Source organism: Comamonas sp. 14P8.1.4, from assembly GCF_057799285.1.
Window position 1 is genome coordinate 1 of the sequence record NZ_JBYOKN010000008.1, and the last position, 12,038, is coordinate 12,038.

Genomic DNA, 12,038 nt, shown 5'->3' on the forward strand with positions numbered 1-12,038 from the left:
GTAAATCAGCCACCAATTCCAGACACTTGCCAGCAAGAAGGCAAGCAACCCACAAACCGCCGCCTTCGGGCGGTTTTTTTACGCCCAAAAAATGCACGAATTTATCCAGTACATCAAAGCGCTCTTGGGCATGGCAAACGGTCTAAGTACCGAGCAGAAGCACGACATTGTTAAAGCGGGAGTGCAAGCAGCCCCAGCAGGAACGGCAGGAGTAGGGGCAAGCATGGCACCAGTGACAGAGGGAAGTTTTTTAGGTTTTGCAGGCAATACATGGGTGGTGTTTGCCAGTCTGTTTTTCATCAGCTTGCAGATTGCGCATCTGGTCTGGAAGTGGCGCAGGCAAGCAAAGATTGACTCGGCACGTACTGCAGCTGGACTGCAGCTTGAATCACTGGAGAAGTGACATGCAGCACAAATGGAAAACACTGGGCGCACTTGTGTTGGCGGTTGTCGGCGGTGTCTTTGCGATCGAGGGCGGCTACGTCAACGATCCCAACGATGCAGGCGGTGCCACGAACCATGGCGTGACAGAGCAAGTGGCGCGTGCTCATGGATACAAGGGCGCTATGGCCAGCTTGCCCAAGGGCATGGCCCAAGAAATCTACATCGCTACCTATATAGAGGCACCACGCTACGACGATGTGCTGCTGATGTCGCCAGCAGTGGGCACCAAGCTGGTGGATGCGGGGGTGAACACCGGGACCGGGCGCGCCAGTCGCGCGTTTCAGCAATCCCTCAATGATCTGAGTCGGGCAGGGCGTGATTACGCATTGATCAGTGTGGATGGTGCCATCGGCGGTCAAACGCTTGACGCCTATCGCGCGCTGGAAAAACGACGTGGCCGCATTAAAGCCTGTGAGCTGACATTGAAACTATTGGATGGCTACCAGGCTGCGCATTACACAACCCTTGCGAAGAACCCAGGGCAGGCCAGCTTTCTAGTCGGCTGGCTGGACCATCGCATTGGCAACGTGCCAGCTACACGCTGCGCAGAAACCGTGGGTGAAGGCTGATGCACCCGTTCTTTATCCTGGCGCCAGCCATTTACTGGCAGCTGATGTGGGAGCAGTACCTATGCTGCATCGAACCAAAGCACTGATTGTTCTTGCGCTGGTAGCTATTGTTTTTAGCGCAGGCTGGGCAGTGAACGGTTGGCGGTTGGGCCAGGACATTGCACAGATCCAGCTGGCCCACACCCAGGAGCTGAACGCACGCGATGCGGGCACTTTTGCGGTGGCTCAGGCAATCGATACCAATTACCAAGGGGCACTCAATGCATCCATCCAAGAACAAGCGCGCCTGGCTGTCGCTGCTGCTGTTGCCACTCGCAATGCTGGCCGGTTGCGCGACCAGCTCACTGAAGCCGACAAGCGAATTGCCACGGCTTCCGCCGCCGCCGTCAGAGAGTACGCCGCAACCGCAAATCAGCTACTCAGACAGTGCAGCCAGCGATACACAGAGTTGGCTGCAAAAGCTGATGGACACGCCCTTGATGCGCGAACCTGCTGGGCAGCTTGGCCAGTGATGACAAGTCCCTAAAGTTCTATAAAAAAAACGCCCCGGTGCTTAATTGCATCGGGGCGTTGTATCGAGCGTGATGGGCTATCGCAAAGTGTCACCTAACTAATGCACAAGTATTTGATTTTATTAATGCAGTTTTGCACAATCCACAGGGCGTTTTGATTGTGGGTAAATTTGTATAAGTGATTGTTTTATATTAAAAATAAGCGTTAATAACGAATAGTAAATGGCTTACTGCCCATGCACACCATGAGAACGGCGTAGGGCGCGGGAGTGGGCAAGGTGGTCATGCAGAGAAATTCTTGAAGTACCAGCCTGTGCAGTGTTTGGCACACGCTGGTCTGTGATAAATTTACGGGCGTTCAGTGCCCCACATCGACATGTGGGTGAAACACAGGCGGGTGTAGTTCAATGGTAGAACTTTTGCTTCCCAAGCAAATAGCGTGGGTTCGATTCCCATCACCCGCTCCATCTTTCGCCCATTCGCGGCAACGGTTTTCTCTCTTTTACTCCAGATCAAACGCTTGACGCAGTGCGTCGCCAAAGGCTATGCCGCCCGTGAGCGTCAGTGTCAGCGTGGTGTAGCTGCCAGCTTGCGCGGTTTCGGCTTCCACGGTTTGCTGGGCGCTGTCCCAGCGAATACGCAGGGCGCGGTCGTTGTCATCGTCCTGGGCGCTCAGGTCATAGTCCCAGTCACCACCTTCGTCCAGCGGTGCGCGGCGGCCGCGGAACGAGCGGTCTGCCCAGTGCAGCACCTCGCGAACTTCATCCAGCAGTGCAGGCCAGCGGCTGTCTGCCACACTGGCCATGGCATCCCAGGTGCCGTTGCGGTCTTCATCTTCGCTGTATTCGAAATCCAGGTAATCCAAAGCCATGTGCTTCCTTCCTAACTGGCGAAAAGAATAGCTATCTGCGCAGGTACTGGCTGTGTTTGTGCTTCAAAACACCCCAAGGCCAAGGTTTTGCCAACGCTAGCAGCTTCTTTTTTAGGATTTGTGCAGCCGCGCGCTGGCCACTTGCAGGTTGAGCAAACTGGCCTCAATGGCGGCTACAGTCATGTGCGGCTGCTCCATGGGAAAGAGGTGGCTGCCGTCCACCAGCATGGTGCGGCCATGGGTGATGCGCAGTGTCAGATCCATGCCCACTTGCTTCATCTCTTTGGAGTACATGCCGCCGATGAAGGCCGCCGGGCAGCGCAGCGGTTGCTGGCGCAGCGTGCGGCTCAGGTTGTGCGGCAAGGTGTTGTAGATGGCGGTCTCTTCTTCACGCGTGAAGTGCAGGGTCAGGCGCCCGTCGTTGGTGGGGGACAGGCCATCGGCCAGATAGTCTTGCCGCACTTGCGGGTGCCAGCGGGAAAATGCTTTTTTACTCTGAAACATGATCAGCGCTTCCTCGCGGCTGTGCCACAGGTTCCGGCGTTTGCGGCTGATCTTGCCGGGAGAGACGTTGTCCATCAGCTGGGTGCGTTTGGCCATCTCCAGCGATGTGGCGCGCCAGCCGCTGATGAGTGGGGAGTCCAGCATCAGCATGCCGCGTGCCAGCTGCGGGTGTTGGGCGGCGGTCATGGCGCTCAGAAAGCCGCCCAGCGAATGGCCCACCAGCCATGCAGGCTGGCCCCAGCGCTGCACCAGTGGCTGGGCAAAATCGGCCAACTGCTGCACCAGGTGCGGCCAGTTGTTGGTGACGGGGTAGCGTGCATCGTGCCCAAAGCGGTCGATGGCATGCACCTCAAAGCCACGCGCGCGCAGCAAGTCAAACAACAGGCGGTAGGTGCCAGCGGGAAAGCTGTTGGCGTGCGAGAAAATCAGGGGCTGCATGCGGTCGGTGGTGGTGCACGCAGGCCCTGCCTGCCCTACACCAGCTTTTCTTCGGGAGTGGTGATTTTCTTGATGGGGCTGGGTTTGTCCATCACCAGCGGGACGTGGCTGTTGCCGCCGAACCACTGGGGGTCTTCAATGCTGTCAAACACCGCGCGCAGGCGCTCGCCCCAGTTGCTGCGCAGCATCTGAAAGTAAGGGTTGTGTTCGTCGATGCACACCAGCTTGTTGCAGGTGTAGCTGTGCACGTCATACACCGCCAGATCCAGCGGCAGACCGACCGAGAGGTTGGACTTGAGGGTGCTGTCCATGGACACCAGGGCGCATTTGGCGGCCTCGTCCAGCGGCAGCTCCGGGGTGAGCACGCGGTCCAGCACGGGCTTGCCGTATTTGGCCTCACCGATTTGGAAGTAAGGCGTCTCGGCGGTGGCCTCGATGAAGTTGCCGGCCGAGTACACCTGGAACAGGCGCATGCCCTCGCCACGGATCTGGCCGCCAAAGAGCATGGAGACATTGAAATCCACCCCCGCGCGTTGCAGGGCTACGCCATCGCGCTCATACACATGGCGCACGGCAGCGCCCAGCACGCGCGCGGCATCGAACATGCTGGGGGCGTTCCAGATGGTCAGCACCTCACCGCTGGCTTCGTCGCGGATGCTCATGGTCTGCAGCAGCTCGCGCACCGATTGCGAGATCGAGAGGTTGCCGGCTGACAGCAGCGTCATAAAGCGCTCGCCCGTCTTCTCGTAGATCATCATCTTGCGAAAAGAGTTGATCTGATCGAGCCCGGCGTTCGTGCGCGAGTCCGACAAAAAGACGAGGCCCGCGTCGAGCTTGATGGCAATGCAATAGGTCATGGCAATGTATGCAGGAAAGCTGCTTGTGCAAGCAAGTCTAGTGCCTGTGGTGCGTGGTGGGTAAAGGCCTTATGCGCGTTGCGCCAGTTTCTTTAACTGGTACAGCGCTTCCAGCGCTTCGCGCGGGCTGAGGGCATCGGGGTTGATCTGCGCCAGCGCATCTTCCACCGGGGTGGCCTGCAGGGCCGAGGCGGGCATGGGCGGTGCGGCAAACAGGTCCACCTGGTCTTTGCCTGCATCGTCGCGCGCCTCCAGCGCTTCCAGCGAGTGGCGCGCATGGTTCAGTACCGCCGCCGGCATGCCAGCCAGCTTGGCCACTTGCACACCGTAGCTGCGGCTGGCAGGGCCGGGCTGGATTTCGTGCAAAAACACAATGTCGCTGCCCGACTCGGCGGCGCCCACGTGCACGTTGACGGCGGCTTTGGCCTTGGCGGGCAGCTCGGTCAGCTCGAAGTAGTGCGTGGCAAACAGCGTGAAGGCCTTGGTTTTGTCGTGCAGCTGCGTGGCAATACCGCTGGCCAGGGCCAGGCCGTCAAAGGTGCTGGTGCCGCGGCCAATCTCGTCCATCAACACCAGCGAATGGGGTGTGGCGGCGTGCAGGATTTGCGCGGCTTCCGTCATCTCCATCATGAAGGTGGACTGGGCGTTGGCCAGATCGTCGGCCGCGCCAATGCGGGTGTGGATAGCGTCAATCGGGCCCAGGCGGCAGGCGCTGGCGGGCACATAACTGCCCATGCTGGCCAGCAGCACAATCAAGGCCACTTGGCGCATATACGTCGATTTACCGCCCATGTTGGGACCGGTAATCACTTGCATGCGCGTGTTCACGTTCATGCGTGTGTGGTTGGCGATGAAGCTGCCGCTGGAGGTTTCGGCCATGCGCGCTTCCACCACGGGGTGGCGGCCCGCTTCAATCTCGATGCAAGGTACGCTGGTGAATTCCGGCTTGCTCCAGTTCAGTGTGAGCGAGCGTTCGGCCAGCGTGCACAGCACATCCAGCGCGGCGATGGCTTGGGCCACCCGTGTCAGGTGTGGCACATGCGGTTGCAGCTGATCCAGGATCTGCTCATACAGCAGCTTCTCGCGCTGCAGTCCACGCTCTTGGGCCGACAGGGCTTTGTCTTCAAATGCCTTCAGTTCGGGCGTGATGTAGCGCTCGGCGTTCTTCAGCGTCTGGCGGCGCTGGTAGTGCGCGGGCACCATGTCTTTGTAGCTGTTGGTGATTTCAATGTAGAAGCCGTGCACCTTGTTGAACTGCACGCGCAGGTTCGGGATGTTGGTGAACAGCTTTTCCTTGGCTTCCAGCTCCAGCAAAAACTCGTCGCAGTTTTCCTGAATGCCGCGCAGCTCATCCAGCTCGGCGTCAAAGCCGCGCGCAATCACACCGCCGTCGCGCACCAGGGCGGCGGGTTCTTCTAGGATGGCGCGTGCCAGTAAATCGGCACACCCTTCGGGTGGCAGCAGGTCTTTGAAAATATCATTCAAATAGGCCGCTGGCGCTTGTGGGGACTGTGCAAGCAGCTTCGCTTTTTGCAGTGTCTTGCCCAGGGCTACCAGCTCACGTGGGCGCACCTGGCGCAGCGCTGTGCGAGCGGTGATGCGCTCTACATCGCTCACGCCCTTCAGTTCCGCGCGCAGCGTTTGCCAGGGCATGGTGCCGCCCAGTGCATCGTTGCCGCGCAGCACTTCAATGGCGCTGTGGCGGGCCATGGCCGCAGCGCGCTCGCGCAGGGGCTCCAGCAGCCAGTTTTTGAGCAAGCGGCTGCCCATGGCCGTCATGCAGGTGTCCATCAGCGAAAACAGCGTGGGGCTGTCTTCGCCGCGCAGGGTTTTGACCAGTTCCAGATTGCGGCGCGTGGCAGGCGGCAGGTTGATGAGCTGGTCATCACGCTGCACCTGCAGGCTGTGAATGTGCGTGAGGTTGCGGCCTTGGGTGTGCTCGGCGTAGCTGAGCAGTGCGGCACTGGCAGCATGGGCCAGTGGCAGGTCTTCGGCCTCCCAGGCTTTCAGGCTGGCTGCTCCCAGCAGCTCCAGCAGCTTGCGCTCACCCAGCCCAGTATCAAACTGCCAGTCCGGGCGTGGGCTCAAGGGGCAGGCCACAGCACCGCTGTGTTTGAGGGCGAACAGGCCCTGCTCAAAGCGCTCGGTCACGCCGGCGCTGTAAATCACTTCGCTGGGGGCAATGCGTGCCAGCCATTCGCCCAACTCGTCCTGGCCGCATTCGGCCAAATGGATGCGACCTTGCGTCACGCTCATCCAGGCCAGGCCGCAGCGCTGGCGACCAGCGGTGTGCAGTGCCACCAGCATGGCTTCGGTTTTGTCGCTGAGCAGCTCGGTATCGGTCAGCGTGCCGGGAGTGACCACGCGCACCACTTTGCGCTCGACCGGGCCTTTGCTGGCACCGACTTCACCCACTTGCTCGCAGATTGCGACCGACTCACCCATCTTGATCAAACGCGCCAGATAGCCTTCCAGCGCGTGGAAAGGCACGCCGGCCATCGCGACCGGAAATCCGGCCGACTGTCCACGTGTGGTCAAGGTGATGTCCAGCAAGCGGGCGGCTTTTTCGGCATCGTCCCAGAAGACTTCATAGAAGTCGCCCATGCGGTAGAGCACCAGGGTGTCTGGGTGATCCGCCTTGAGGCGGATGTACTGCTGCATCATCGGCGTATGCAGCTCGATGGGGGCGGTCAGCGGTGAGTTGGAGGGGGTCTGCACGCTGTTGTTGTTCGGGTTGTGCGTGGAAACTTCGGTGGTAGACAAAACGCAAATTCCTTGTGGTGAGCGGGTACTGTACGTGAGTGGCCCGCCTAGATCAGGCAGGAATTATCCGAGATGCTTTGTACTGTCGCGCGGCGCAAACAAAACAGCCGCAAGGTTTGCGGGAGTGCGATTTATTTAGCGAAGTGCCCCATAGCATCGCGGTTGAAGAAACTCATAGCGATGTTTATGAATCAACGTGAAACAGATTGTGTGGAGTTGCTTGGCCGTTGGATAGCGCATGCTCGGTCTCTCAAAGTCAAGCCTGCTCAATTAACGATGCGGCAGCGTGCTAGCGTGGCCCTTTTGCAGGTGTGCAGAGACCACTGCCTATCTATTTTTATTTTGCTCAAGGCTGGTGAGGGGCATGTGAATGCCTCTGCTCTTGCATTACTGCGATCAGCGTTGGAGGCTTGTGTGACGGGTGGTTGGCTTGGTAAGCACTTAACAGACGAAGGGTTTGAAAAATATCGGTCCAACTTGGACAGTGAGTTCCCTTCAAGGGTTAAGTGTTTGCAGGAACTGCAAAGCCATATTCATCCACTTGCATTTGATGCCTTGGACAGGCACATGAAAGAGGTCAAGCATGTCTATGCAGACTTCGCACATGGTGGGCATCAACAAATCCTTCGAAGATTTGATACGAATGGGTCAATAGGGCGGCTAGGTACTGAAGAGGAGACACGTTCCCTTGTGAAAAATGCGTTTCTCTATGACATGACTGCTGCGCAGTGGATTGCCGAAGTTATGCGAGATGACGACGTGAAGTCGGCACTGTTGCAACTTGCGAAAGAGCAGGATGCGCTGTCTGTTCTTGAGTCTGAACTTACATAAAAAAACAGCCGCAAGGCCAAGGGCACTTGCGGCTGTTTTTCTTTTTTGAAGAGGGTTTTGCGCTGCTGGCTTTATTTGGCAGGCACGGCCAACCAAGCTTCGTCGTAGGCGTCTTGGTGGGGCAGTTGAATCCAGATCAGGCGCAGGCGTTGCTGCACGTCTGCGGTGGCCCAGGCTGGAGGGGGGCGGCGCGTAGGCGTGGCGGCGTGGCCTTCCACGTCAAACGGCAGGTTTTGGCGTGCGTTTTCCAGTGCAAAAGCGATCAGGGCTTTGCTGGCATCGGCGGTGATGAGCTGGTTGGTCGCGTTGTAGGCGGCGGCTTTGCCGGTCTCGGGGTCGAGCAGCAAGGTATAGGGCAGTTGGGCTTTGGCGGCTTTGGAGAGTGCGGGCATAGCGGTGTCTCGGTGAGTGAAGGTGGGTGCGGCCGTGGGGATGAAAAAACCGCCGGGCCTGACCGGCTGCGGCGGTTGCATGGTCAAGCACAGCGGGTGGCGCTGCAGCAGTGCCTGCCGGGCTTAGTCGTTGCTGTCGGCTTCGCCTTCTTCCTTTTTGTCGGCGGCAATGCCAGCGTCCACGCCCAGCTTGTCTTCCACGCCTGCAAACTTGCTGTACTTGCCCAGAATGCCGACCAGTTGGCCGTAAGCGCGGGGGTTACCGGCCAGGCACTCGCCTTGCTCCAGGAAGTCGGCTTCGCCAGTGAAGTTACCGACCAGACCACCGGCTTCGGTGATGATCAGGCTGCCTGCTGCCACGTCCCAGATGTTCAGGCCGGTTTCAAAGAAACCATCGGTGAAGCCTGCTGCGACGTAGGCCAGATCCAGTGCGGCAGCACCGGGGCGGCGCACGCCAGCCACGCGCTGGGTGACTTCGCTGAACATGCGCAGGTAAGCGCGCAGGTTGTCGCCGGGGCGGAAGGGGAAGCCGGTGGAAACCAGGCAGTCCTTGAGCTGGGTGCGCTTGGAGACGCGGATGCGGCGCTCGTTCAGGAACGCGCCACGGCCACGTGTGGCGGTGAACAGGTCGTTGCGGGTGGGGTCATACACCACGGCGTGCTCGATCTTGCCCTTGACGGCCAGCGCGATGCTGACGCAGTACACGGGGAAGCCGTGGATAAAGTTGGTGGTGCCGTCCAGAGGATCGATGATCCAGACGAAATCCGAGTTCTTGTTGCCGAACTCGTTGCCGCTCTCCTCGCCCAGAATGCCGTGGTCAGGGTAGGCACCCAGCAGGGTTTCGATGATGGTGCGCTCAGCAGCTTGGTCCACTTCGGTGACGAAGTCATTGACTTGCTTTTGCGCTACGCGAACCGACTCAACGTCCAGAGCGGCGCGGTTGATGATGGCGCCAGCGGCGCGTGCAGCCTTGATGGCCACGTTGAGCATGGGGTGCAGGGAGGAAGACGACATAGATTGTGGTGTTGGCGCACAGCGAACCACCCCCAAATTTTTCAATCTCTACTCACACAACCTGGGATGGCGCACCGCTGAACGCGGATGATGAACGGGTTTACGCACGCCCGGCGATGCGGGCAGCGACAATAGGGCGCAAATTCTAACCGGCTTGCCCGATTTCTGCTGCCTGCATGTGCAATGTGGGCCAACGCTCGAATGAAAACCCGTTTTATCCTGATTGAGACCAGCCATGCTGGCAACGTGGGTGCTGCCGCCCGCGCCATGAAAACCATGGGCTTTGACGATTTGGTGCTGGTGCGCCCACGCTGGGCCAATGTGCTGCGTAAGGAGGAGACCATCCAGCGCGCCAGCGGTGCCTTGGATGTGCTGAACAACGCCCGCATTGTGGAGACCGTGGATGAGGCCGTGGAAGGTCTGAGCCATCTGTGCGCCACAGCCATGACGCCGCGCGACTTTGGCCCGCCCACGCGCACACCGCGCCAGCACTTTGAAATGCTCATCAAAGGTGAGCTGAAAGCGCAGGCTGAAAAAGGGCTAGATGCCAATTTGGCTGATGCCGCAGAACCCTCGGGCAGTGTGCATGGTGAGCGGGGTATCGGCCTGATGTTTGGCTGCGAGCGTTTTGGCATGGCCAACGAGGATGTGTACCGCTGCAATGTGGCGCTCTCGATTCCGTCCAACCCGCAGTTTGGCTCCCTCAATCTGGGGGCAGCCATCCAGGTGCTGGCGTATGAGTGGCGGGAGGCCTTGGGCGGATTTCCGGTGGTGGAGCACACCCCGCGCCCAGAACGCGCTGACATGCAGCAGGTGGCGGGCATGCTGGGCCACTGGGAGCAGGCGCTGGCGCACATCGGTTTTCTGGACCCGGCAGCTCCTAAAAAGCTGCTGCCGCGCCTGAACCAGATGTTCAACCGCGCGCAGCTGACGCAGGAAGAAATCCACATCTTGCGCGGTGTCGCCAAGGCCATGCTGCAAAGTACGCCGCCAAAGCACTAAACTGTGCAGCCCTCTTATCACCACCAATGGCCTCTGATGCTTGCCCGACTGCGTTCTGACATCCAGTGCATTCTTGACCGCGATCCTGCGGCGCGTAGCACCTGGGAGGTCATCACCTGTTACCCCGGTCTGCACGCGATCTGGTGGCACATTCCAGCGCACTGGTGCTGGACGCACAACCTCAAATGGCTGGGGCGCTTTACCTCGCACATCGGCCGCTGGTTGACTGGTATCGAAATTCACCCCGGCGCCACGATTGGCCAGCGCGTGTTCATCGATCACGGCATGGGCGTGGTGATTGGTGAGACGGCGGTGGTGGGCGATGGCTGCACCATCTACCACGGGGTGACGCTGGGCGGCACCTCGCTGTACAAGGGCACCAAGCGCCACCCTACGCTGGGTAAAAACGTGGTGGTGTCTGCCGGTGCCAAGGTGCTGGGCGGCTTTGAAGTGGGCGATGACGCCAAGATCGGCTCCAACGCCGTGGTCATCAAGCCCGTGCCTGCGGGCGCAACCGCTGTGGGCATTCCGGCGCGCATCATCCCTTCCAAAAAGGGTGAAAGCGCGGATGTGACCGACCTTGGGGCGCAGCCTGTTGCACAGCCCGCTGCTGTACCGAGTCTGCACGCCGCCAATGCCGCCGCAGCAGCTGCAGCAGTCCCCCAGGTCGCACAGCCCTGCGCCGATGCAGCCCAGGGCTTTAGCGCCTATGGCGTGACCGAGGATGACCCCATCAGCCAGGCCATGAAGGGCCTGGCTGAAGGCGCAGCCACGCACGAGCAACAGCTGCAAATGCTGTGGGCGGCGGTGGAGAAGCTGTCTGCCCAACTCAAGGCGGATTGCGTGCCCTGCGAGAGCGAGCGCGGCGGGCACTTCGAGAAAGCCAAGATCGATCAGATTCTGGGCAAGTAAGCCAGCAAGGAAGCGGCGGCTTTTTCGCCCGCTCCATAAGCAATAAGAAAGAGGCCCCCAGGGGCCTCTTTGTGATTTGTGCCGACAAAGTCACCAATGTAGCGCGCGGCAGCCTGGGGCTCTTGTACCCTTGGGGGTTCTTAGATTTGATGACCCACTAGAGACAGGAAGAACTTCCATGGATGTGTCCCAAGCCTTGCGTGAACGCCGTTCGGTACGCGCTTTTACCTCCCAAGTGCCTGCCGCCGATCTGGTGCAGCGTCTGATGCAAGATGCCGCACAGGCCGCATCCGGCGGCAATATGCAGCCCTGGCGTGTGGCAGCCATCTCTGGTGATGCCCTGCAGGCCATGCTGGCCGATGTGGCGCAGACACCGGGCGAAGAAAACCCCCAGCACCTGTCGTATCCACCGAACCTGTGGGAGCCTTACCGCACACGCCGCTTTGCCAATGGCGAAGAGCTGTACGCCAGCATTGGCGTCACGCGCGAGGACAAGGCCGGTCGCTTGAAGCAGTTGGCCAAGAACGCCTCGTTCTTTGGCGCACCCGTGGGTATTGTCATGTTCACCGAAGAGCGCATGGGCCCGGTGCAGTGGATGGACCTGGGCATCTATCTGCAATCGTTCATGCTGAGCGCCACCGCCGCGGGGCTGGCGACCTGTGCACAAGGCTTCTGGCGCCGCTATGACGCCGTGGTCAAGCAGCACATCGCCGTGCCTGAAGGCTATTTGGTGACGTTTGGCATTGCCCTGGGCTACGAGGACAAGAACGCGCCCATCAACACCATGCGTGCCACACGTGCGGAGTTTGCAGAGTGGGGGCAGCTCAAGGGCTTTTGAGCAGCAGGCTGCTGCGGCACCATGCAAAAAGCGCTTCCTAGGAAGCGCTTTTTTGGTGGGCAGCCTTGGGGGCTGTGCTGGCGGTGCCAGA

At 59.8% G+C, this 12,038-nt stretch carries 13 protein-coding genes and 1 tRNA gene; 8 read left to right on the plus strand and 6 right to left on the minus strand.

Annotated elements, in window-relative coordinates:
• The first annotated feature begins 91 nt into the window (after positions 1-91).
• The 4 genes from AC27VO_RS12335 (at position 92) to AC27VO_RS12350 (ending at position 1,992) form a co-directional block, all read left to right on the plus strand.
• On the plus strand, positions 92-403 hold the full coding sequence (locus AC27VO_RS12335; RefSeq protein ID WP_488667012.1) for a hypothetical protein: 312 nt from the start codon (positions 92-94) through the stop codon (positions 401-403).
• A gap of 1 nt (position 404) precedes the next feature.
• Positions 405-1,013 (plus strand): glycoside hydrolase family 108 protein, encoded by a 609-nt coding sequence (locus tag AC27VO_RS12340; protein ID WP_488667013.1) that lies wholly within the window; start codon positions 405-407, stop codon positions 1,011-1,013.
• Positions 1,014-1,074: 61 nt separating this feature from the next.
• Complete coding sequence (locus tag AC27VO_RS12345; RefSeq protein ID WP_488667014.1) at positions 1,075-1,539, plus strand: hypothetical protein; 465 nt, start codon at positions 1,075-1,077, stop codon at positions 1,537-1,539.
• Positions 1,540-1,918: 379 nt separating this feature from the next.
• Positions 1,919-1,992, plus strand: a tRNA-Gly gene (locus tag AC27VO_RS12350).
• A gap of 35 nt (positions 1,993-2,027) precedes the next feature.
• Here the strand turns inward: AC27VO_RS12350 and AC27VO_RS12355 are convergent.
• The 4 genes from AC27VO_RS12355 to mutS form a co-directional block, all read right to left on the minus strand.
• Complete coding sequence (locus tag AC27VO_RS12355) at positions 2,028-2,396, minus strand: hypothetical protein (protein WP_488667015.1); 369 nt, start codon at positions 2,394-2,396, stop codon at positions 2,028-2,030.
• A gap of 111 nt (positions 2,397-2,507) precedes the next feature.
• Positions 2,508-3,338, minus strand: coding sequence for an alpha/beta fold hydrolase (locus AC27VO_RS12360; protein ID WP_488667016.1), 831 nt, complete (start codon positions 3,336-3,338; stop codon positions 2,508-2,510).
• A 35-nt stretch (positions 3,339-3,373) separates the two neighbouring features.
• A complete protein-coding gene (locus tag AC27VO_RS12365; protein WP_488667017.1) occupies positions 3,374-4,195 on the minus strand; it encodes a proteasome-type protease in 822 nt (273 codons plus the stop codon).
• A 69-nt stretch (positions 4,196-4,264) separates the two neighbouring features.
• Positions 4,265-6,859, minus strand: a complete 2,595-nt coding sequence (gene mutS, locus AC27VO_RS12370) for a DNA mismatch repair protein MutS (RefSeq protein WP_488667113.1) — start codon at positions 6,857-6,859, stop codon at positions 4,265-4,267.
• Positions 6,860-7,144: 285 nt separating this feature from the next.
• Here mutS and AC27VO_RS12375 point away from each other — a divergent pair, with 285 nt between their 5' ends.
• Entirely contained in the window at positions 7,145-7,789 is a 645-nt protein-coding gene (locus AC27VO_RS12375) for a DUF6988 family protein (RefSeq protein ID WP_488667018.1), read from the plus strand.
• A 71-nt stretch (positions 7,790-7,860) separates the two neighbouring features.
• On the opposite strand, the gene AC27VO_RS12380 is transcribed toward AC27VO_RS12375, so the two are convergent.
• Together AC27VO_RS12380 and AC27VO_RS12385 are read right to left on the minus strand one after the other, a co-directional pair.
• Positions 7,861-8,181, minus strand: coding sequence for a hypothetical protein (locus AC27VO_RS12380; RefSeq protein ID WP_488667019.1), 321 nt, complete (start codon positions 8,179-8,181; stop codon positions 7,861-7,863).
• 123 nt (positions 8,182-8,304) lie between these two features.
• Positions 8,305-9,195, minus strand: coding sequence for an inositol monophosphatase family protein (locus tag AC27VO_RS12385; protein ID WP_488667020.1), 891 nt, complete (start codon positions 9,193-9,195; stop codon positions 8,305-8,307).
• Positions 9,196-9,396: 201 nt separating this feature from the next.
• Here AC27VO_RS12385 and AC27VO_RS12390 point away from each other — a divergent pair, with 201 nt between their 5' ends.
• The 3 genes from AC27VO_RS12390 (at position 9,397) to AC27VO_RS12400 (ending at position 11,947) form a co-directional block, all read left to right on the plus strand.
• Positions 9,397-10,197, plus strand: a complete 801-nt coding sequence (locus tag AC27VO_RS12390) for an RNA methyltransferase (RefSeq protein WP_488667021.1) — start codon at positions 9,397-9,399, stop codon at positions 10,195-10,197.
• 36 nt (positions 10,198-10,233) lie between these two features.
• Positions 10,234-11,109: a serine O-acetyltransferase gene (gene cysE, locus AC27VO_RS12395; protein WP_488667022.1), complete on the plus strand. Its 876-nt coding sequence runs from the start codon at positions 10,234-10,236 to the stop codon at positions 11,107-11,109.
• A gap of 178 nt (positions 11,110-11,287) precedes the next feature.
• Positions 11,288-11,947, plus strand: coding sequence for a nitroreductase (locus AC27VO_RS12400; protein ID WP_488667023.1), 660 nt, complete (start codon positions 11,288-11,290; stop codon positions 11,945-11,947).
• Positions 11,948-12,038: the final 91 nt, after the last annotated feature.

Bases quoted from the DNA above. Each gene is read 5' to 3' on its own strand.
- AC27VO_RS12390 (WP_488667021.1), top strand. From the start codon at position 9,397: ATGAAAACCCGTTTTATCCTGATTGAGACCAGCCATGCTGGCAACGTG.
- AC27VO_RS12335 (WP_488667012.1), top strand. From the start codon at position 92: ATGCACGAATTTATCCAGTACATCAAAGCGCTCTTGGGCATGGCAAAC.
- mutS (WP_488667113.1), bottom strand. From the start codon at position 6,859: ATGATGCAGCAGTACATCCGCCTCAAGGCGGATCACCCAGACACCCTG.
- AC27VO_RS12400 (WP_488667023.1), top strand. From the start codon at position 11,288: ATGGATGTGTCCCAAGCCTTGCGTGAACGCCGTTCGGTACGCGCTTTT.
- AC27VO_RS12360 (WP_488667016.1), bottom strand. From the start codon at position 3,338: ATGCAGCCCCTGATTTTCTCGCACGCCAACAGCTTTCCCGCTGGCACC.
- AC27VO_RS12365 (WP_488667017.1), bottom strand. From the start codon at position 4,195: ATGACCTATTGCATTGCCATCAAGCTCGACGCGGGCCTCGTCTTTTTG.
- cysE (WP_488667022.1), top strand. From the start codon at position 10,234: ATGCTTGCCCGACTGCGTTCTGACATCCAGTGCATTCTTGACCGCGAT.
- AC27VO_RS12375 (WP_488667018.1), top strand. From the start codon at position 7,145: ATGAATCAACGTGAAACAGATTGTGTGGAGTTGCTTGGCCGTTGGATA.
- AC27VO_RS12345 (WP_488667014.1), top strand. From the start codon at position 1,075: ATGCTGCATCGAACCAAAGCACTGATTGTTCTTGCGCTGGTAGCTATT.
- AC27VO_RS12355 (WP_488667015.1), bottom strand. From the start codon at position 2,396: ATGGCTTTGGATTACCTGGATTTCGAATACAGCGAAGATGAAGACCGC.
- AC27VO_RS12340 (WP_488667013.1), top strand. From the start codon at position 405: ATGCAGCACAAATGGAAAACACTGGGCGCACTTGTGTTGGCGGTTGTC.
- AC27VO_RS12385 (WP_488667020.1), bottom strand. From the start codon at position 9,195: ATGTCGTCTTCCTCCCTGCACCCCATGCTCAACGTGGCCATCAAGGCT.
- AC27VO_RS12380 (WP_488667019.1), bottom strand. From the start codon at position 8,181: ATGCCCGCACTCTCCAAAGCCGCCAAAGCCCAACTGCCCTATACCTTG.